The organism is Mammaliicoccus fleurettii (genome assembly GCF_002018435.1).
In the GTDB taxonomy this organism is placed as follows: domain Bacteria; phylum Bacillota; class Bacilli; order Staphylococcales; family Staphylococcaceae; genus Mammaliicoccus; species Mammaliicoccus fleurettii.
In genome coordinates this window covers 1-19,372 of the sequence record NZ_MWJM01000010.1, presented here as the reverse complement: position 1 = coordinate 19,372, position 19,372 = coordinate 1, and the positions used below count along the sequence as shown (strand labels likewise).

At 33.5% G+C, this 19,372-nt stretch carries 17 protein-coding genes and 1 rRNA gene; 2 read left to right on the top strand and 16 right to left on the bottom strand.

All coding sequences use genetic code 11. From position 1 onward, the window contains the following. Positions 1 to 10: 10 nt before the first annotated feature. The 11 genes from cysS to B2G86_RS08940 form a co-directional block, all read right to left on the bottom strand. Positions 11 to 1,414: a cysteine--tRNA ligase gene (gene cysS / locus B2G86_RS08990; protein WP_078357767.1), complete on the bottom strand. Its 1,404-nt coding sequence runs from the start codon at positions 1,412 to 1,414 to the stop codon at positions 11 to 13. Beyond that, positions 1,398 to 2,039, bottom strand: coding sequence for a serine O-acetyltransferase (cysE, locus tag B2G86_RS08985; protein WP_078357766.1), 642 nt, complete (start codon positions 2,037 to 2,039; stop codon positions 1,398 to 1,400). Before cysE ends, cysS begins: the two co-directional genes overlap by 17 nt. Before the next feature lie 255 nt (positions 2,040 to 2,294). Further along, on the bottom strand, positions 2,295 to 3,749 hold the full coding sequence (gene gltX / locus B2G86_RS08980; RefSeq protein WP_078357765.1) for a glutamate--tRNA ligase: 1,455 nt from the start codon (positions 3,747 to 3,749) through the stop codon (positions 2,295 to 2,297). A 15-nt stretch (positions 3,750 to 3,764) separates the two neighbouring features. Further along, complete coding sequence (ispF, locus tag B2G86_RS08975) at positions 3,765 to 4,244, bottom strand: 2-C-methyl-D-erythritol 2,4-cyclodiphosphate synthase (protein ID WP_078357764.1); 480 nt, start codon at positions 4,242 to 4,244, stop codon at positions 3,765 to 3,767. Next, positions 4,237 to 4,923 (bottom strand): 2-C-methyl-D-erythritol 4-phosphate cytidylyltransferase, encoded by a 687-nt coding sequence (gene ispD / locus B2G86_RS08970; protein WP_078357763.1) that lies wholly within the window; start codon positions 4,921 to 4,923, stop codon positions 4,237 to 4,239. Before ispD ends, ispF begins: the two co-directional genes overlap by 8 nt. Before the next feature lies 1 nt (position 4,924). Beyond that, positions 4,925 to 5,983, bottom strand: coding sequence for a PIN/TRAM domain-containing protein (locus tag B2G86_RS08965; protein ID WP_078357762.1), 1,059 nt, complete (start codon positions 5,981 to 5,983; stop codon positions 4,925 to 4,927). Between the two features lie 22 nt (positions 5,984 to 6,005). After that, entirely contained in the window at positions 6,006 to 7,376 is a 1,371-nt protein-coding gene (gene radA, locus B2G86_RS08960; RefSeq protein WP_078357761.1) for a DNA repair protein RadA, read from the bottom strand. A gap of 154 nt (positions 7,377 to 7,530) precedes the next feature. Then, positions 7,531 to 9,993, bottom strand: coding sequence for an ATP-dependent Clp protease ATP-binding subunit (locus tag B2G86_RS08955; protein WP_078357760.1), 2,463 nt, complete (start codon positions 9,991 to 9,993; stop codon positions 7,531 to 7,533). 19 nt (positions 9,994 to 10,012) lie between these two features. Beyond that, complete coding sequence (locus B2G86_RS08950) at positions 10,013 to 11,017, bottom strand: protein arginine kinase (protein WP_078357759.1); 1,005 nt, start codon at positions 11,015 to 11,017, stop codon at positions 10,013 to 10,015. Then, complete coding sequence (locus tag B2G86_RS08945) at positions 11,018 to 11,554, bottom strand: excinuclease ABC subunit B (RefSeq protein ID WP_078357758.1); 537 nt, start codon at positions 11,552 to 11,554, stop codon at positions 11,018 to 11,020. It abuts the gene before it with no gap. A 14-nt stretch (positions 11,555 to 11,568) separates the two neighbouring features. Then, positions 11,569 to 12,030, bottom strand: coding sequence for a CtsR family transcriptional regulator (locus B2G86_RS08940; protein WP_078357757.1), 462 nt, complete (start codon positions 12,028 to 12,030; stop codon positions 11,569 to 11,571). A gap of 174 nt (positions 12,031 to 12,204) precedes the next feature. Here B2G86_RS08940 and B2G86_RS08935 point away from each other — a divergent pair, with 174 nt between their 5' ends. Beyond that, positions 12,205 to 13,425, top strand: coding sequence for a NupC/NupG family nucleoside CNT transporter (locus B2G86_RS08935; protein WP_078357756.1), 1,221 nt, complete (start codon positions 12,205 to 12,207; stop codon positions 13,423 to 13,425). Between the two features lie 765 nt (positions 13,426 to 14,190). Here B2G86_RS08935 and pdxT read toward each other — a convergent pair. Both pdxT and pdxS read right to left on the bottom strand, forming a co-directional pair. Continuing rightward, complete coding sequence (gene pdxT, locus B2G86_RS08930; protein ID WP_078357755.1) at positions 14,191 to 14,769, bottom strand: pyridoxal 5'-phosphate synthase glutaminase subunit PdxT; 579 nt, start codon at positions 14,767 to 14,769, stop codon at positions 14,191 to 14,193. A 1-nt stretch (position 14,770) separates the two neighbouring features. Beyond that, entirely contained in the window at positions 14,771 to 15,658 is an 888-nt protein-coding gene (pdxS, locus tag B2G86_RS08925; protein ID WP_078357754.1) for a pyridoxal 5'-phosphate synthase lyase subunit PdxS, read from the bottom strand. Positions 15,659 to 15,768: 110 nt separating this feature from the next. Between pdxS and pdxR the strand changes: the two genes are divergently transcribed. Next, entirely contained in the window at positions 15,769 to 17,154 is a 1,386-nt protein-coding gene (gene pdxR / locus B2G86_RS08920) for a MocR-like pyridoxine biosynthesis transcription factor PdxR (RefSeq protein ID WP_078357753.1), read from the top strand. A 36-nt stretch (positions 17,155 to 17,190) separates the two neighbouring features. Here the strand turns inward: pdxR and B2G86_RS13520 are convergent, their stop codons facing one another. From B2G86_RS13520 to rrf, 3 genes are all read right to left on the bottom strand, one after another. Continuing rightward, positions 17,191 to 18,081, bottom strand: a complete 891-nt coding sequence (locus tag B2G86_RS13520) for an FUSC family protein (RefSeq protein WP_241837744.1) — start codon at positions 18,079 to 18,081, stop codon at positions 17,191 to 17,193. A gap of 69 nt (positions 18,082 to 18,150) precedes the next feature. After that, on the bottom strand, positions 18,151 to 19,077 hold the full coding sequence (locus tag B2G86_RS13515; protein ID WP_241837743.1) for a hypothetical protein: 927 nt from the start codon (positions 19,075 to 19,077) through the stop codon (positions 18,151 to 18,153). An 89-nt stretch (positions 19,078 to 19,166) separates the two neighbouring features. Beyond that, positions 19,167 to 19,281: ribosomal RNA gene (gene rrf / locus B2G86_RS08910) — 5S ribosomal RNA — on the bottom strand. Positions 19,282 to 19,372 lie beyond the last annotated feature (91 nt).

Below are 19,372 nucleotides of genomic sequence, written 5' to 3'. Positions count from 1 at the left end.
CACTGTTAATTTATCCACGTTTAAACCTCACACCTTGTGCTGTATCTTCAAGAATAATATTTTGTTCTTTTAAAGCATCTCTAATTTCATCAGCTCTTTGGAAGTTCTTAGCTTTTCTCGCTTCATTACGTTCTTCGATTAAAGCTTCGATTTCTTCGTCTAGTAGTTCATTTTGCTCTTTACCAACTAAAGGCACGCCCAATACATCGCTGAAAATTTGATAAACTTCTTTAAAATGTTGAATCGTTTGAGTTGATGTCGTATTTTCTAACAAGTATTTATTCGCCAATTTATTCAAATCATACCATGCAGTCATAGCATTAGCAGTGTTGAAATCATCATCCATATACGTTTCAAAATCTTTCAACGTTTGATTGATGCTTTCCATATATTGATTTGTTTCATCTTTATCTTGTAGTGCGAATTTTTCTCTGTCTACTAAAGATTTATAACTATTACGAATTCGCTCTAAACCTTTATTCGCTGCTTGAACAAGATCTAAATCATAGTTAATTGGGTTTCTATAATGTGCACCAACCATAAAGAATCTTAATACATCAGGATCAATTTCTTTAATGATGTCATGAACTAAAATAAAGTTTCCTAATGATTTACTCATTTTTTCGTTATTTATGTTTACAAATCCATTATGCATCCAATAATTAGCAAACGTCTTATCATTATGTGCTTCAGATTGTGCTATTTCATTCTCATGATGCGGGAATTGCAAGTCTGTTCCACCAGCATGAATATCAATCGTATCACCTAAATGAACTTGAGCCATTACAGAACATTCTATATGCCACCCTGGTCTACCTGCTCCCCATGGACTATCCCATTTAATTTCACCAGGTTTAGCTTGTTTCCATAGCGTGAAATCTAATTCGTCTTCTTTTTGTTCACCTGTTTCAATTCTTGCACCAACTTTTAAATCATCTATGGATTGATGACTTAACTTACCATATCCATCAAAACGTCGTGTACGATAATATACGTCTCCGCCACTTTCATATGCATATCCTTTTTCCACAAGTACATTTATAAAAGCAATGATATCGTCCATATGATCCATAACTCTAGGGTTAGCTGTGCCTCGTTTACAGTTTAGTGCGCCTGTATCTTCATAGAATGCTTCTATAAATCGATCTGCAATTTCAGGTACAGTTTCACCTAATTCATTGGCTGTCTTGATCAACTTATCATCAACATCAGTGAAATTAGATACGTATTGAACATCATACCCACGATATTCTAAATATCTTCTTACTACATCAAATGCAACTGTCGCTCTCGCATTTCCAATATGAATGTAGTTATAAACAGTTGGGCCACACACATACATTTTTACTTTTCCTTCTTCAATGGGAATAAATTCTTCCTTTTGCCTCGTTAACGTATTATATAACGTAATCATCAACAATCTCTCCATTCTTCGTCTTTTCAAGTTGACGTTCTAATTCTTTTAATTGTTCGTATATAGGGTCTGGTAACTTCGTATGATTAAAGTTTTTACCGACTTTCAATCCATCTTGTTTAACGATTCTACCTGGTATACCAACAACTGTTGAGTAATCCGGAACATCTTTCAACACGACTGAGTTCGCTCCAATGTTCACATTACTTCCTACTTCTATGTTGCCAAGTACTTTTGCTCCTGCAGCAATTAAGACATTATCACCTATATCAGGGTGTCTCTTACCTCGCTCTTTACCTGTCCCTCCAAGTGTCACACCTTGGTATATCGTCACATTATTTCCAATGTTACATGTTTCACCTATTACAATTCCCATACCATGGTCGATAAACAATCTACTACCTATAGTTGCTCCTGGATGAATTTCTACACCAGTAAAAAAACGAGATATTTGCGATATCGATCTTGCAATAAAATACATTTTTTTCTTAAAAAACCAATTCGCGATTAAATAACTCCATATAGCATGTAGTCCTGAGTAAGTCATAACGATTTCAAATGAAGATCTTGCTGCTGGGTCTTGATCGAATACCATTTGAATATCATCTTTGACTCTTTTAAACATTTAAATCCCCCCTCAGATAACAAAAAGGCGCCTCTAACAATAATTGCTAGAGGTGCCTTTTTGCACGGTTCCACTCTTTTTAGCATTAGAAAATGCTCACTCATTTAAATATCAATATATTATGCTTGTGTAATAAAGGTGCATTCGATTATATAATGTGGCACATTTTCAGCAACCATGTACTCTCTAATTTCACATTATCCAAACTACTTGTCCTTTAAGTCATTTTTATAATATATTCTTATTCTAAAAAAATCAAACGAAACGTTTTAATCTTGCTAGTACTTTATCTCTACCTAATAATGCAATTGTATTAGGTAACTCTGGGCCATGTGTTTGACCTGAAACAGCAACACGAATCGGCATAAATAATTGCTTACCTTTTATTCCTGTTTCTTTTTGTACTGCTTTAATAGATTTTTTTATTTCAGCTGGTTCAAATGGCTCTAAAGTTTCAAGTTGTTTTGCAAGCTCAGCCATTACAGTTGGTACTTGTTCACCATCTAAGACTTCTTGCGCTTCCTCTGTGAAATCAAGATGTTCTCTGAAGAATAGTTCAGATAACGGAACAATTTCACCTGCATAGCTCATTTGTTGTTGATATAAACCTACTAAATCTCTTGCCCAAGTTAATTCAGCTTCTGAAGGACTTTCTGATAACATACCAGCTTTAACCATATGTGGAATTGTCATTTCGAATACTGTTTCAGAATCTTTTTCTTTCATGTATTGGTTATTAATCCACTCTAATTTTTTCTTATCAAAGAATGCAGGTGATTTAGAAAGACGTTTTTCGTCGAATATTTTAATAAATTCTTCTTTAGAGAAGATTTCTTCTTCACCTTCTGGAGACCATCCTAATAATCCAATAAAGTTAAAGATTGCTTCAGGTAAATAACCTAAATCTTTATATTGTTCAATAAACTGTAGAATTTGTCCATCACGTTTACTTAATTTTTTGCGGTCTTCATTAACGATTAACGTCATGTGTGCAAATTTTGGTGGTGCAAAGCCTAACGCTTCATATATCATCAGCTGTTTAGGTGTATTTGAAATATGATCATCACCACGAATAACGTGAGAAATTTCCATATAATAATCATCAATTGCAACAGCAAAGTTGTAAGTTGGTATACCATCTTTTTTAACGATTACCCAGTCACCAATACCATTTGAGTCAAAAGCAACTTCGCCTTTAACGATATCATCAAATTTGTATTCAGTATTTTGTGGTACTCTGAAACGAATACTTGGTTGTCTGCCTTCAGCTTCAAATGCTTCTTGTTCTTCTTTAGTTAAATGTGCGTGTTTCCCACCATATCGAGGCATTTCTCCTCTAGCAATTTGTTCTTCACGTTCAGCTTCTAATTCTTCTGAAGTCATATAACATTTATAAGCTTTATCTTCAGCTAATAGTTGCTCTATCAGTGGTTTATATATGTGCCCGCGTTCTGATTGACGATATGGACCGTATCCTCCATCTTTATCAACAGATTCATCCCAACCTAAACCTAACCATTCAAGATTAGAAAATTGTGACGCTTCTCCGTCTTCTAAATTTCTGGCTATGTCTGTATCTTCAATACGTATAACAAAGTCCCCATCATAATGTTTAGCAAATAAATAGTTAAATAATGCGGTTCTTGCGTTACCGATGTGTAAGTAACCAGTCGGACTTGGCGCGTATCTTACTCTTACTTTGTTACTCATCGTCTCACTCCTGTTTTATTCTTTACTTGTTAATAATACCACAGCTTGCGCTTGTATGCCTTCTTCTCTTCCTAGAAATCCTAATTTTTCATTAGTAGTCGCTTTCACATTTACATCTTCAATAGACACTTCAAATATTGAAGCAATGACATCTCGCATTCTATCAATGTGGGGTCTAAATTTTGGTTGTTCAGCTATAATTGTAGCATCTACATTTCCAAGTTTATATCCCTTTTTCAAAACTTGTTTATAAGCTTCTCTTAATAACAACTTTGAATCTGCATTTTTAAATGTTGGATCGGTATCAGGGAACAGTTTACCTATATCACCAAGACTTGCAGCACCGAGAATAGCATCCGTAATTGCATGAAGCAATACATCAGCATCACTATGTCCCTTTAACCCATGCGAATGTTCTAATTCAATACCACCTATAATAAGCGGACGTGTTTGGTCAAATTCATGAACATCGTAACCATAACCTATTCTATACATCACAAATACCTCGTCTTTCTAATATTGAATCTGCAATTATCAAGTCTTCGTGAGTTGTAATTTTGATATTATCGTAATCACCATTTGTAATATGTACTTTATAACCTGCTCTCTCTACCAATGAAGCATCATCAGTACCTACAAAATCATGTTCTTCAGCTAAATTATATGCTTTTAAAATGACATGCCTACTGAATGATTGTGGCGTTTGTACTTGCCACAAAGTCGATCGATCATATGTTTCTTCTACAACACCATCGATCACTTTCTTGATTGTGTCTTTAGCTTGTACAGCTAAAATAACAGCATTATTTTTTAAAGTTTCTTGATAAAGCTGCTTAACTTTCTCTTGTGTAATAAATGGTCGTGCACCATCATGAACCATAACAACTTCTGTATCGATTAACACTTTCAATACTTCATTGATGCTATGCTGTCTTTCTTTACCACCAGGGATAACACCAGCAACTTTATTAAAGTCTTTCAAATGTGCTTCCATTAAATGAACTTCTTCTGGATGTGCGGCGATAAAAATTTGTTCACATTCCTCTATTTCTTGGAAAACTGAAACCGTTCTTCTAATAATTGTTTCTCCATTGATTTCTAGGAATAATTTATTTATCTCAGCTCCCATTCTTTTACCTTGTCCAGCAGCTGGTATAATCGTTGTAAATCCCAAATTATGACACCTTCTTCGCAAATATGATTCTACCCGAGGAAGTTTGTAATAAACTCATCACTTCTACAGCAATTGTTTTGCCAATATATTCTCTACCTTTTTCAATGACAACCATTGTGCCATCATCTAAATACCCAACACCTTGATCATCTTCTTTACCAATCTTCGTAATCAATAAATCGAAGATATCTCCTTGATGTATGACTGGTTTAATAGCTTCAGACAAATCGTTAACATTAAGCACTTTTATACCTTGCACAGCACAGACTTTATTTAAATTATAATCTGTTGTAATAATACTAGCTTGATAACGTTTAGCCAAAGTAATTAATAAAGCATCAACATCTTTATGTGTTGAAGTCGGTTCAATAATTGAAATTGAAAAATCCGTCTCTTTAAGTGCATTAAGAATATCTAACCCACGTTGTCCTTTATCTCGCTTAACACTATCTTTAGCGTCAGCAATTACTTGCAATTCTTCAATAACGCCTTGTGGAACAAGTATTTCGCCATCTATGAAATGACATTTTACAACATCTAAAATACGACCATCTATAATAGCGCTTGTGTCTAAAATTTTTGCATATCTTGAAGTTGTTTGTCGCGTTAATGAATTTGATATACTTTCTGGAAATAATCGCAGTATTTCTTCACGTTTTTGCAACCCAATCTGAAAACCTAAATAACATAAAAAAGCAGCAATAATTATTGGTAAAATATGTTTCAAGACTGGTGCACCAATCATTTCTAATATGAATGAAACCATAACCGCAATCATTAAACCAATCATGACACCAACAGTAGCGAAAAATATTTCAAGAATACTCCTTTTTAATAAATACTTTTCTCCTTGATCGGCCATGTATACTATTTTGTCTATTAAAAATCCAAACAATAAGAAAACAGCGACTGCTCCAATTAAGCCATCAATGTATGGATTAGTTAATACTTGTTCAGGTTGAATACTAAATGCATTAATCAGTTCTGGAATTACCATGATACCAAGTGAGGAACCTATGACTAAGTAACATAATATAATTAATCCCTTTAAAATTTTCATACGGTAACCTCCTTATGGTTAATTATGCATTAAAAGCAATTTTCAATGCTTCTCTTGTAGTTGATACACCAATTACTTCAGTGCCTTCAGGAAATTCTAAACCTTTGATATTATTTTTCGGTATTATAATGCGTTTAAATCCTAATTTAGCCGCTTCTTGGACCCTTTGATCAATTCTTGCGACTCTTCTCACTTCACCAGTCAAACCGACTTCACCTACGAAACAATCGTCTCCTTTTGTTGGCTTGTCTTGGAAACTTGATGCTATCGCTATTATAATACTTAAGTCTACTGCAGGCTCACTTAGCTTTACGCCTCCAGCAATTTTAATATATGCGTCTTGTTGTTGTAATAAAAAATTCTCTTTCTTTTCAAGTACTGCCATTAATAAACTTAATCTATTATGATCTATGCCAGTAGCCATTCTTCTAGGATTATGAAATGTTGTAGGCGTGACAAGTGCTTGCACCTCAACTAATATAGGTCGCGTACCTTCCATTGTAGCAACAATCGTTGAACCTGATACGTGTTTCGTTCTTTCTTCTAAAAACATTTCTGAAGGGTTTGTTACTTCATTCAGACCAGTTTGTTTCATTTCAAAAATACCCATTTCGTTTGTTGAGCCAAAACGGTTTTTAACTGCTCTTAATATACGATATGCATGATGCGTATCACCTTCAAAGTATAAAACTGTATCAACCATATGTTCCAATAATCTTGGACCAGCTATTTGTCCATCTTTAGTTACATGTCCAACTATAAATGTTGCGATATTCATCTGTTTAGCAATATGCATTAAATTCTGTGTACATTCTCTAACTTGAGATACCGAACCTGGCGCTGAAGTTACTTCAGGATGATAAACTGTTTGAATAGAATCAATAATTAATAAGTCTGGTTTTACTTTTTGAACCATACTATGTATAATCTCTAAATTCGTTTCAGCATAAACATTTAATTCACCTGAATCTTCTACTAAACGTTCTGCTCTTAATTTAGTCTGTCTTACAGATTCTTCACCTGACACATATAGTACATTTTTTTGTTGAGATAATGCAGCACTAATTTGTAATAGTAATGTAGATTTCCCAATCCCAGGGTCACCACCTATTAATACAAGCGAACCTTCTACGACTCCTCCACCTAATACACGATTAAATTCATTAATTTTAGTCTTTATTCTAGGTGTGTTTTCTTCTTTAACATCTTTTAATTTTTCTATTTTCTGAGCCGGAACATCTGACTTAAATGTATTTTTAGGTCCTTTAGTTTCTTTATGTTCTATAGATTCTTCCATTTGATTCCATGTCCCACAATTTGGACATTTCCCCATCCATTTAGGAGATTGATATCCGCAGGCTAAACATTCAAATACTACTTTCTTTTTTGCCATCCATGTTACCTCCGTATTAATTGAATAGTTATATTTTAAACTTGACTGACTGTAAAAACAAATTAATATACTTTCAAACAAATTTAAAAGTCCGCAAACTATTGATATTAATAGTCTGCGGACTCATTATAATATTAAAAATATATTTTAATTTTTATGCTTTTGAAGTTTCTTCTTTTGCTTCATTTTCTTTATGGTCTGATAAATCAAATTTGAATTCGTCATCTCTATAATCCACAAGAACATCTTTACCAACTAAGTCTTGACCAGATAAAATCAACTCACTCAAGTTATCTTCTACATTTTTCTGAATAGCACGAGTTAATGGTCTTGCACCATATTCAGGGTCAAATCCTTCATCAGCAATTTTATCTTGTGCTGAATCTGAAAGTGTAATGTGAATACCTTGTTCAGATAAGCGTTTAGTTAAGTTACCTGCCATCTTAGCAACAATTTCTTTAAGATGTGATTTTTCTAGTTTGTGGAATACAATGATATCATCCACACGGTTTAAGAATTCTGGTCTGAATTGTTGTTTCAATTCATCCATCATTGTTTTTCTAATTGTTTCATAATCAGGACCACTTTCTTTTGCACCAAAGCCTACAAATTTAGCATTTTGTAGTTCTTGAGCACCAACGTTTGAAGTCATGATAATAACAGTATTTCTAAAGTCTACTTTACGACCTTTAGAGTCAGTTAAGTGACCGTCATCCAACACTTGTAATAAGATATTAAATACATCTGGATGAGCTTTTTCAATTTCATCAAATAATATCACTGAGTAAGGTTTACGTCTTACATTTTCAGTTAATTGGCCACCATCATCATGTCCAACATAACCTGGAGGAGAACCTACTAATCGACTGACAGAGTGTTTCTCCATAAACTCACTCATATCAACTCTTATCATTGCATCTTCTTCGCCAAACATTGCATCTGCTAATGTGCGGGCAAGTTCAGTTTTACCTACACCTGTTGGGCCTAAGAATATAAAGCTACCAATAGGTCTCTTAGGATCTTTCAATCCTGCTCTTGCACGTCTTACTGCTTTAGAAATAGATTCGACTGCATCATTTTGACCAATTACACGTCCATGAAGTATAGATTCCAAGTTTAATAATCGTTCTGATTCAGTTTCATTCAATTTCGTAATTGGAACACCTGTCCAGTTTGCTACTACTACAGCAATGTCTTCAGCAGTTACACAAGTGTTTTTCTCACCTTGTGCTTTTTTCCATTCGTTTTTCGTATCTTCTAACTGTTTTTCAAGTTTAGTTTGTTTATCTCTTAAGTTAGCAGCATTTTCAAACTCTTGAGAATGTACAGCTGCATCTTTTTCTTTCTTAACTGTTTCTAATTCTGACTCAAGTTCTTTAAGACTTGGTGGTGTCGTATAATTTCTAAGTCTCACTTTAGAACTTGCTTCATCAATTAAATCGATTGCTTTGTCTGGTAAAAATCTATCAGAAATATATCTATCACTCATATTAACAGCCGCTTCAATTGCTTCATCTGAAATATTGATACGGTGATGAGCTTCATAGCGATCTCTTAAACCTTTTAAGATTGAAATTGAATCCTCAGTATTTGGCTCAACAACTTTAACTGGTTGGAAACGTCTTTCTAAAGCTGCATCTTTTTCAATATATTTACGATACTCATCTAAAGTTGTAGCACCTATACATTGAAGTTCACCACGCGCTAATGCAGGTTTCAAGATATTCGATGCATCAATAGCACCTTCTGCACCACCAGCACCAATAAGTGTGTGTAACTCATCAATGAATAACACGATGTTACCAGCTTGATGAATTTCTTCCATTACTTTTTTCAATCTTTCTTCAAATTCACCACGATATTTAGTACCTGCAACTACTGTACCCATATCAAGTGACATTACTCTTTTACCTTTTAATGTTTCAGGCACTTCATTTTGTACGATAGCTTGTGCTAAACCTTCGACAATTGCTGTCTTACCTACACCAGGTTCCCCGATTAGGACTGGATTGTTCTTCGTTCTTCTACTTAACACTTCTATAACTCTTGTTATTTCGTCTGAACGTCCAATAACTGGGTCTAAAGTGCCATCTTCAGCAATAACTGTTAAATCTCTTGCTAAACTATCTAAAGTAGGTGTTGCTTGGTTTTTAGTCGTTTGTGCATTTTTAGATCCTTGCTCTGGACTACCTAAAGATTTTACAACTTGTGCTCTTGCTTTTGTGATATTCAAGTCTAAGTTAGCAAATACACGAGCTGCGACACCTTCATTTTCACGAATAAGTCCTAATAAAAGATGTTCTGTTCCTACAAATGTATGATTAAGCTTTCTTGCTTCATCCATAGACAATTCGATTACTTTTTTAGCTCTAGGTGTATAATGAATAGCACCTACTTGCTCTTGTCCTTGACCAATTAAATTTTCAACTTCTTTAGTTACTTTTTCTTCAGTAATTCCAAATGCATCTAATACTTTAGCTGCAATGCCTTCTGGTTCTTTCATTAAGCCTAATAATAAATGTTCTGTTCCTATATTTGAATGATTCAATCTCATTGCTTCTTCTTGTGCATGTGCTAATACGCGTTGTGCACGTTCTGTTAATCTACCAAATAGCATAAACTAACCTCCTATTTTTTTATATGTGTTCTCTTAAAAAGGTTGCTCGCTTTTCATCTATTGATTGTTTCGAGTCTTCACCTTCAAAGAATGGTGTTTGTATTGTAACCATTAAATTATCAAAATTAAAGTTATTGCTCTCGATATGACCTAAATCGATACCAAGTTTCATTTCACTTAACCTAAGTGACGCTTCTTCAACAGATATTAACCGAGCTGACTTTAAGATACCTTTGGCACGATGTACTCTATCTTTCGTTTCCATATAGTTAAATCTATCAAGTCTTTGTCGAATTTGTTCTTCCTCGCTAATAATCTGTTCAACAATTTGTGTTAAATCTTCAATGATTTCTTCCTCAGTCTTACCGAGTGTTAATTGATTTGATATTTGATATACATGACCTAAGGCACCAGTTCCTTCTCCATATATACCCCTAATTGTATAACCAAATCGATTTATTGCTTGGCCAATTCTTTTCATACGTTTCATAATGCTGAGTCCAGGTAAATGCAACATTACACTTGCTCTTAAGCCTGTCCCAATGTTAGTTGGACATGTTGTTAAAAATCCATGTTGCTCATCATATGAAATAGTTAAATGTTTGTCTAACTCATCATCTAATTTAGATGCTGTGTCATAAAGCTCATTTAACACAAGATTGTTGCCCATTACTTGTATCCTTACATGGTCTTCTTCATTAATCATGACACTTGTTGATTCATCTTCATTTAATAATACTGCACCAAATTTCTGTTTCATAAGTGCTGGGCTAATTAAATGTTTAAATACTAACTTACTTTGCTCAAGTTCACTTAAATCAGATAACTTTGTAAGTTTTAAATTTGATAATGCCTTACTAACTTTATCAATTACATGACTTCCTGTTTCGTCATCTTCATATTTGAGCGGATGAACTTCGTCTTGAAGGTTTCGAGCAAGTCTTATTCTGGAACTCATTACAATTGGCGTATCGTCTGTACCTTTCATCCAATCGCTAATATGTTCATTAACATGTTCTTCCATCTACTTGACCTCACCTTCTGCTTTCAAAGCTTTAATTTCATCTCTCACAATAGCAGCATCTTCAAAAGCTTGTTCTTCAATTAGACCTTGTAAGATTTTTTCTTTTTCAGCTATTTGTTGCTTAAGTTGAATTTTACTTCTTGATGAAACAGGTATTTTACCTGTATGTTCACCACTTCCTGCTTGAACTCTTCTAATAATTTGAGGTACATCATCTTTAAATGTTTCATAACAGTCATGACAACCGAACTTACCTACTTTAGCAATATCAGTTAACGTCATACCACAAGTAGGACAGTGCTTTTCTTCTTGTGGTTGAACTTGTTTAAAGTTAATACCGTGCTTCCCTACAAGATATTGTAAAAATTGATTCACTACAAATTCCTGATCTAAATTTTGGTCATTCATTTGATCATCTTGGAAATAAAAATGTTCTGAAGCACAGTTTTTACAAATCCACTGTTCAGTTTTATGTTTCTTACCAGCCGATGTTAATTGAATTGTTGCTTCTTCTTTACCACAAATTTCACAAAGCATACTGTCACTCCTTTTTAACTATAATGTATAACGGCAAGTATACGTTTCAATATATTTGCTCGAATGATGTCTCTATATGGTATTTCTATTTGTAATGTATCTCTATGAAGCGTTTGAACAATCATTTTTTTCTCTCTATCCGTAATTAAGTCATTTTGAAATAATCCGTCAACGATTCTAAATGCATTTGCTTGTGATATTTGATCACCTGTCAAATCTATTAAATGTCTAATAAATGCTGATTGATTATTCGTCTCGACTTTTGAAATACGAATATAACCTCCACCGCCTCTTTTACTTTCAATAGCGTAACCGTGCTCATTAGTAAATCTTGTTTTTATAACATAGTTTAACTGGGAAGGTACACAATCAAACTTTTCAGCAATATGCGCACGTTTTATTTCAACGACATCACCTTGAGCCTCTTCCAGCAATTGCTTTAAGTATTGCTCAATGATATCCGACATATTGTGCATTAATCATCACCTCTTTTGACCTTCTTTGACTATATTATATGTTTTGTACTTTATTATTTCAATTAATTTGTTTCTCTAAAAATATTCAAAAAAATATACCGCTTTCAAAAGAAATGAGTTATCATGTAAAGTAGGTTATCAAAGAGAGAATTTTAGGGGAAAGGTGTGTCAATTATGCATTATATTATCGGGATTATCGGTATCTTATTATTCCTATTTCTAGCATGGATTGTAAGTTCAGATAAAATGCGTGTCAGATGGCAGTATATAGGATTAATGATTGTAATCCAGTTTATATTTGCTTTCTTATTATTAAAAACAACAGGTGGATTAACTATCATAGGTGGCATTTCGAATGGATTTAGTTATATCATAGCAAAAGCTATGGAAGGGATAAATTTTGTGTTTGACGGTATGGCAAATATTGATCCAAAGTCCGACAAACCTGTTTCAGTTTATTTCCTTAATGTATTGATGCCAATCGTATTTGTTTCAGCACTTATTGGTATCTTACAATATATTAAAGTATTACCGCTTATCATTAAATATTTAGGATTAGTTATTTCTAAAATAAATGGTATGGGAAAATTAGAATCATATAATGCAGTTGCATCTGCGATTTTAGGTCAATCAGAAGTGTTTATTTCAATTAAGAAACAACTTCCTTTAATTCCTAAACATCGTATGTACACATTAACTGCTTCAGCTATGTCAACAGTTTCTGCATCCATTATCGGAGCGTACTTTACAATGGTTGAACCAAGATATGTTGTAACAGCAATTGTATTAAACTTATTTGGTGGATTTATTATGGCTTCAATCATTAATCCATATACAGTAGATCCTAAAGAAGATGACATTATGATTCAAGAATCAGAAGAAAAACAGTCCTTCTTCGAAATGTTAGGAGAATATATTTTAGACGGTTTCAAAGTAGCTGTTATCGTTGCAGCTATGTTAATCGGTTATGTAGCATTAATTGGTCTTTTAAATGGTGTTACATCTAATATCTTCTCATTTGTTTCTGGTGGTTCAGTTTCTTGGGACTTCCAAACTTTAATTGGATTTGTATTTGCACCATTTGCTTTCTTAGCAGGTATTCCATGGGCAGATGCAGTACAATCTGGTAGTATCATGGCAACAAAAGTTCTTTCAAACGAATTCGTAGCAATGGGTATTTTACCTGAGGCAGATATTTCTGAAAGAGCAAATGGTATCATTTCTGTATTCTTAGTTTCATTTGCAAACTTTGGATCAATTGGTATCATCGCTGGTGCTGTAAAATCATTAAATGATAAACAAGGGGATAACGTTGCACGCTTTGGTATAAAATTATTATACGGTGCTACGCTTGTATCATTCTTATCAGCAACAATCGCTGGATTCTTCTTATAATAAAGTAAGGAGGTTGGGACATAAATCCCAACACAAAATAAATAAGCATGTCACTGAACTGATTTTTTAAAGTTTACAGTGATATGCTTATTTTTTTATGGAGTTTACGATTTTGTTCGTGCATGCTTGCCTAGGGGTATGGCTCGAGCCTGTAGTCTCTCACTCATACTATTCCCTCAGGCGTCAGCACTTACAAAATCGCTAACAATATCTATTTATATAAAAATAAGAGCAGAAATTCAATTTTAATAATGAATTTCTGCTCTTTTTAAAGTTTTAGGATATTTATGTCTTAAGCTCTATTTTGTAATCAAATCTGCTTTTATAGATACTCTTATCAGCAATTTTACCTCGTACTGCTTTTAACACTACCCTTATCAGCAACTTTGCCTAGAACTGCTTTTAACACTAACCTTATCAGCAATTTTACCTAGTACTGCTTTTAACACTACCCTTATCAGCAACTTTGCCTAGTACTGCTTTTAACTCAACTCTTATCAGCAGTTTTGCCTAGAATTGCTTTTAACACTAACCTTATAAGCAATTTTACCTAGAACTGCTTTTAACACTAACCTTATCAGCAATTTTACCTAGAACTGCTTTTAACACTAACCTTATCAGCAGTTTTGCCCAGTACTGCTTTTAACGCTACCCTTATCAGCAACTTTGCCTAGTACTACTTTTAACTCAACTCTTATATGCCCGAGGAAAGCATGCGCAAAAAAATGCCAACAAAGTCTAAGAGTTACCAAAATGATTTTTATTTTAATGTGGTTGTTTTACTTGATACTGTTCAACAATTTCTTCTATGAAATATTTCATAATCTTATAATCATCTGTAAGTTCTGGGTGGAAAGATATACCTAAGTATTGATTTTGTCTGACGGCTACAATTCTATCTTCAACTGTAGATAATACTTCTACTCCTTCACGAGCTGATTGTATATGAGGAGCACGTATAAAGACAGCATTAACCGCTTCTTCTATACCTTCTACATCTAATTTCTGTTCAAAGCTATCCACCTGTCTACCAAAGGAATTTCTTTCAACAACTACATTTAATTTATTCAAATGACTTTCCTGACCTACTACTTCCTTCGCTAACAGTATAAGTCCTGCACATGTACCATACATTGGTAAGTCACTATTCCTGAGTGTTTCAGTGAAATGATATAAATCCATTAATCTTCGCATAGTCGTTGATTCTCCACCTGGTAATACAAGACCATCTATTTCATTTAACTGGTTTACAGTCTTAATTATAATACCTTCATGTCCAGCTTGTTCTATATGCTTAATATGCTCTCTTACTGCACCTTGTAAGCCTAAAACACCTATTCTCATATTACCATCCACGCTCTTGCATACGTTCTTCTAATGATAATTGATTGATATCTAAACCTTTCATAGCTGGCCCTAATTCTTTTGATAGTTCAGCAATCAATTTATAATCTTGATAATGTGTAGTTGCTTGAACGATAGCTTTTGCAAATTTTTCAGGTGCTTCTGATTTAAAAATACCTGAACCTACGAATACACCATCAGCTCCAAGCTCCATCATTAATGCCGCATCAGCTGGTGTTGCAACGCCTCCTGCAGCAAAGTTTACAACTGGTAGACGACCTAAGTCTTTAATTTCTTTTAAGATTTCATATGGTGCACCAATATTTTTCGCTTCAGTCATAATCTCATCATCACTCATGACCACTAATTTGCGCACTTCAGATTTAACTTGTCTCATATGACGAACAGCTTCTACAATATTACCTGTACCCGGTTCACCTTTTGTACGTAACATTGCTGCACCTTCACCAATTCTACGAGCAGCTTCACCTAAGTTACGGCAACCACATACAAATGGTACTGTAAAATCATCTTTTTTTAAGTGATACTCTTCGTCAGCAGGTGTTAACACTTCTGACTCATCTATGTAATCCACGCCCATTGATTCTAGAACGCGTGCTTCTGTTATATGACCGATTCTACCTTTTGCCATAACGGGAATTGAAACTGCATTCATTACTTCTTCTACTATACGTGGATCAGCCATTCTTGCTACGCCACCAGCAGCTCTAATATCAGATGGAACTCGTTCTAATGCCATTACAGCAACAGCACCAGCTTCTTCAGCTAACTTAGCTTGTTCAGCGTTCACCACATCCATGATCACGCCACCTTTTTGCATTTCTGCCATACCTCTTTTAACTTTATCTGAACCAGTAATCTTTGACATCTTAAAAATTCCTCCTTTTAAATCGCTTATTAGTAGGTTATACTAAATTCTGAACCGGTAAAAGAGTCAGATTTACCAAAAAATAAGTGGTCAGATTTGAGGTTAACAAAATGGAAATGCTTATGTTTAATATTAATAGAAATATTTCTCTTCCAATTTACCAACAACTTTATGAAAATATTAAACAAAATATTATAAATGATGTGATGAGACGTGATGAAAAACTACCTTCAAAAAGACAACTAAGTAACTATTTGTCTGTTAGTCAAACAACCATTGAACATGCATATCAACTTCTAAGCGATGAAGGTTATATTTACAGTAAAAATCGATCAGGCTATTATATAAATGATATTGTAAACTTGCCTGTAACTTATAAATCTAAAGTCCCTGACGAAAACGTGCAAGATGAAATAAGCTATCAATATAATTTTAAACTAGGTGCAATAGATAAAGTGCATTTTCCAAATGATCTTTTTAGAAAATATGCGAAAGAAGCATTCGATGAACAACAAATTCATCTTTTAGACAGTGGTCATAAACAAGGAGATATTAATTTAAGAAAAGAAATTGGGCATTATATATTCCATAGTCGAGGTGTAAATTGTTCACCACAACAAATTATTGTAGGGTCATCTACCGAGCAACTATTATCTATCATCACTGATATTATTTCAGGCTCTAAATATATGATAGAAGATCCTCTCTATAAACAAGTAAGGAATTTGCTTAAAAGAAAACACGTTCCATTTGAATTTATACCCGTTACTGAGAATGGAATAGATATAGAACAAATTAAGAAGATTGATTATGATGTTGTCTACATTACACCAAGTCACCAATTTCCAACTGGTGTGATAATGGATTTAAAAAGACGAACGCAACTCATAAAATGGGCGTCAGAGAAATCCAATCGATACATAATTGAAGATGACTATGACTCAGAATTCAGATATAGTGGAAGACCCATACCAGCACTTCAAAGTTTAGATAACTCAGACAGTGTAATTTATGTTAGTACTTTCTCTAAATCAATCACACCTTCTTTACGTGTAGCATATGCCGTTCTTCCTAAAAGTTTGGTATCAGTATATCAAAAGAAAACGAATATAGAAGGCGGTACTGTACCAAGACATACTCAATATATATTAAGTAAGTTTATGAACGAAGGACACTTTGAGAGACATCTTAATCGCATGAGGAAGATATATAGAAATAAAAGAGACATTATTTTGGAAGAACTGAGACAACATCCAGAAACTTTTGTTATCTCAGGAGAGATGACCGGCATGCATTTTATTTTAACTGTCATAAATGGGTTAACATTAGAAGAATGTATCAATAAAACAAAAGACTTTGATATAGATATCAAACCCCTCTCTCACTATCATTTCAAAAAAACAGATAACACACCGAACTTTGTATTAGGTTTCGGAGGCATAAATATCGAGGATGCAAAAGATCATATTAATGCATTAATCACTTGTTTAACGTAAATTAAGAGGATGGGACAAATTAATCGTCTCATCCTCTTATGATTTATCGCTACTTAAACTTTGTAATTTCATTAGTTCAGCTCGAATACTAGTGAATTCCTTTAAATATGGCAATTCAATTGGTTTATAACTTGTATCAAATAATACCTTTTTACATATGTTTTCATAAGTAGTTAAGTAAAGTCCTATATCTCTATCTGATAAAGTACTAATATTACCGTGCTCAAATGCTCTTTCTAATGTAAATGCTAATTGTTCTACAGTAAATATGATTGGATATACATATTCTATTTTTTTTATGTCGTTATCCATTTCATTTAAAGCAGCTTGATACATCGCTTTAGTATTCATGATTTCTGTATGCATTTCTGTAATAATCGTTGGACCTACAATATTATCATGATATTTATTTGATGAAAATAGAGTGTGTAATATATCTGCTTGTAATCTTAAAGTGTTATTTATTGATTTAGGTAATTTTTTAGAAGCATGATTTCTTCCTACTATTAATACACCTATTAAACCTATAGCTGACCCGATAATAACATCTGTAATTCTTGGGACAACTAAATACGTATCAAATTGATTTGTTATTGCTGCTGACATTAATAGTACATTTGGTGTAATGAACATTATAGCGAACGTATAATTAAATGCGATTAACAATTCAGCTGTGGCCATTAATATTGTCATTAATATAACGATTGTCCATGCATTTGGTTCAAAGGCTAAGATTATAACTGCACCAAGCATTCCTAAAATTGTACCTACAGTTCTTTGAAGTGCTCTTTGTATAGTTGATAAAGAAGATGACCCTAACAACACTGAACAACAAGAAATTGGTATCCAATAAGCTCTTTCAAAGCCTAAACCAAATGCTATGATTACTGAAGTAAATAGTATAATGCCGTATTGCATTGATGACATAAGTACTAGAGAATCTTTAGATAAATTTTCTTGAATAATTCTTGAATACATAGGTTTTTTATAATTAATTTATTTATCTATCTGCAAATCAGATTCGTTTAGCATCTTAACTGTATTATTTATCAAATCAGCCAACTCACTTAAGTAAACGTCATCTCCATCATAAACAATTGAGCTGTATTCCAATGTATTCTTTCCTTCAATTCTGTTACAAATGTATTCTAAAGATTCGCTTATTTCAACCGGCAAAACCTCATAACCTTTAGATGATAATTCTAAACAACTAGACCACATTGCTTCAGCTCTACCTTTTAACTGCAACAAGCGATTATAATCTTTATTTTTATTCCAAAACGCATTAGCTGTTGTTAATGTATTAGTTGCGTAATGTATAGAACTCAATGTGTCACTTCGAGCATCATCAAATGTCTTACCATTAAAATTTTTAGTTAAATATGCTAGATTTTTATAAATATTTAATACACTTTCTATTTCAGGCTTCTTATGATTAAAAATAGCATCAACTATAATAACTAGAGTACTTACAAGTCCCCCACATAATACAAGTAAACCTCTATTAAGAAAATCTTCTGGCATAATAGGCATAATTGAAGCAACACTGTATGTCAAAACAAAGAACACTGAAGATGGTCCTGGTATTTGAAATGCTTTTAAAATAAAGTGAGCAATCATACCAATTAAGCCTAAAACTAATGCATATAAAAACGGAATAGTAATAGTTAATGTACCTAACATTAAACAAACACTTAACATAATCGAAACAACAATAACTTTTCTTATTCTAGAGGGATAAGAGCCATTAAATACATAAATATTACTAAAGGATCCTAACACTGCGGTTAGACCAAGATCAAATCTCCCAAAAAGCACACTGCTTGCTAAAATAATAAACACAATAATAGCTTGCAAAATGGCTTTTTTGGTTCCTAATTTCTTCTTATCTACTTTAAACATAACTTCAAAATACTTTTTCATTTTATTATCTCCCTCCTAGAATTTTTAAACAAAAAAAAGAGACCTAACAGGTCTCGAGTGCGGCTCATCGCATCCATTTATAAATATTTGCCCGGCAACGTCCTACTCTCGCGGAACGTAAGCCCAACTACCATCGGCGCTAAAGAGCTTAACTTCTGTGTTCGGCATGGGAACAGGTGTGACCTCTTTGCTATCGTCACCAGACAAATAGTAAAAACACTATTAGAATGTATTGCACATTCAAAACTAGATAGTAAGCAGATTTTACGGCGTTAAACCGAGTTAAAAATTTTGA

What these genes read in the sequence shown, in the direction of transcription:
- gltX (WP_078357765.1), bottom strand. Translation starts at nt 3,749, where the DNA reads ATGAGTAACAAAGTAAGAGTAAGATACGCGCCAAGTCCGACTGGTTAC.
- pdxT (WP_078357755.1), bottom strand. Translation starts at nt 14,769, where the DNA reads ATGAGAATAGGTGTTTTAGGCTTACAAGGTGCAGTAAGAGAGCATATT.
- pdxS (WP_078357754.1), bottom strand. Translation starts at nt 15,658, where the DNA reads ATGTCAAAGATTACTGGTTCAGATAAAGTTAAAAGAGGTATGGCAGAA.
- ispF (WP_078357764.1), bottom strand. Translation starts at nt 4,244, where the DNA reads ATGTATAGAATAGGTTATGGTTACGATGTTCATGAATTTGACCAAACA.
- B2G86_RS08940 (WP_078357757.1), bottom strand. Translation starts at nt 12,030, where the DNA reads ATGCACAATATGTCGGATATCATTGAGCAATACTTAAAGCAATTGCTG.
- cysS (WP_078357767.1), bottom strand. Translation starts at nt 1,414, where the DNA reads ATGATTACGTTATATAATACGTTAACGAGGCAAAAGGAAGAATTTATT.
- B2G86_RS13520 (WP_241837744.1), bottom strand. Translation starts at nt 18,081, where the DNA reads ATGTCATCAATGCAATACGGCATTATACTATTTACTTCAGTAATCATA.
- pdxR (WP_078357753.1), top strand. Translation starts at nt 15,769, where the DNA reads ATGGAAATGCTTATGTTTAATATTAATAGAAATATTTCTCTTCCAATT.
- cysE (WP_078357766.1), bottom strand. Translation starts at nt 2,039, where the DNA reads ATGTTTAAAAGAGTCAAAGATGATATTCAAATGGTATTCGATCAAGAC.
- B2G86_RS08965 (WP_078357762.1), bottom strand. Translation starts at nt 5,983, where the DNA reads ATGAAAATTTTAAAGGGATTAATTATATTATGTTACTTAGTCATAGGT.
- B2G86_RS13515 (WP_241837743.1), bottom strand. Translation starts at nt 19,077, where the DNA reads ATGAAAAAGTATTTTGAAGTTATGTTTAAAGTAGATAAGAAGAAATTA.
- B2G86_RS08950 (WP_078357759.1), bottom strand. Translation starts at nt 11,017, where the DNA reads ATGGAAGAACATGTTAATGAACATATTAGCGATTGGATGAAAGGTACA.
- radA (WP_078357761.1), bottom strand. Translation starts at nt 7,376, where the DNA reads ATGGCAAAAAAGAAAGTAGTATTTGAATGTTTAGCCTGCGGATATCAA.
- B2G86_RS08955 (WP_078357760.1), bottom strand. Translation starts at nt 9,993, where the DNA reads ATGCTATTTGGTAGATTAACAGAACGTGCACAACGCGTATTAGCACAT.
- B2G86_RS08945 (WP_078357758.1), bottom strand. Translation starts at nt 11,554, where the DNA reads ATGCTTTGTGAAATTTGTGGTAAAGAAGAAGCAACAATTCAATTAACA.
- B2G86_RS08935 (WP_078357756.1), top strand. Translation starts at nt 12,205, where the DNA reads ATGCATTATATTATCGGGATTATCGGTATCTTATTATTCCTATTTCTA.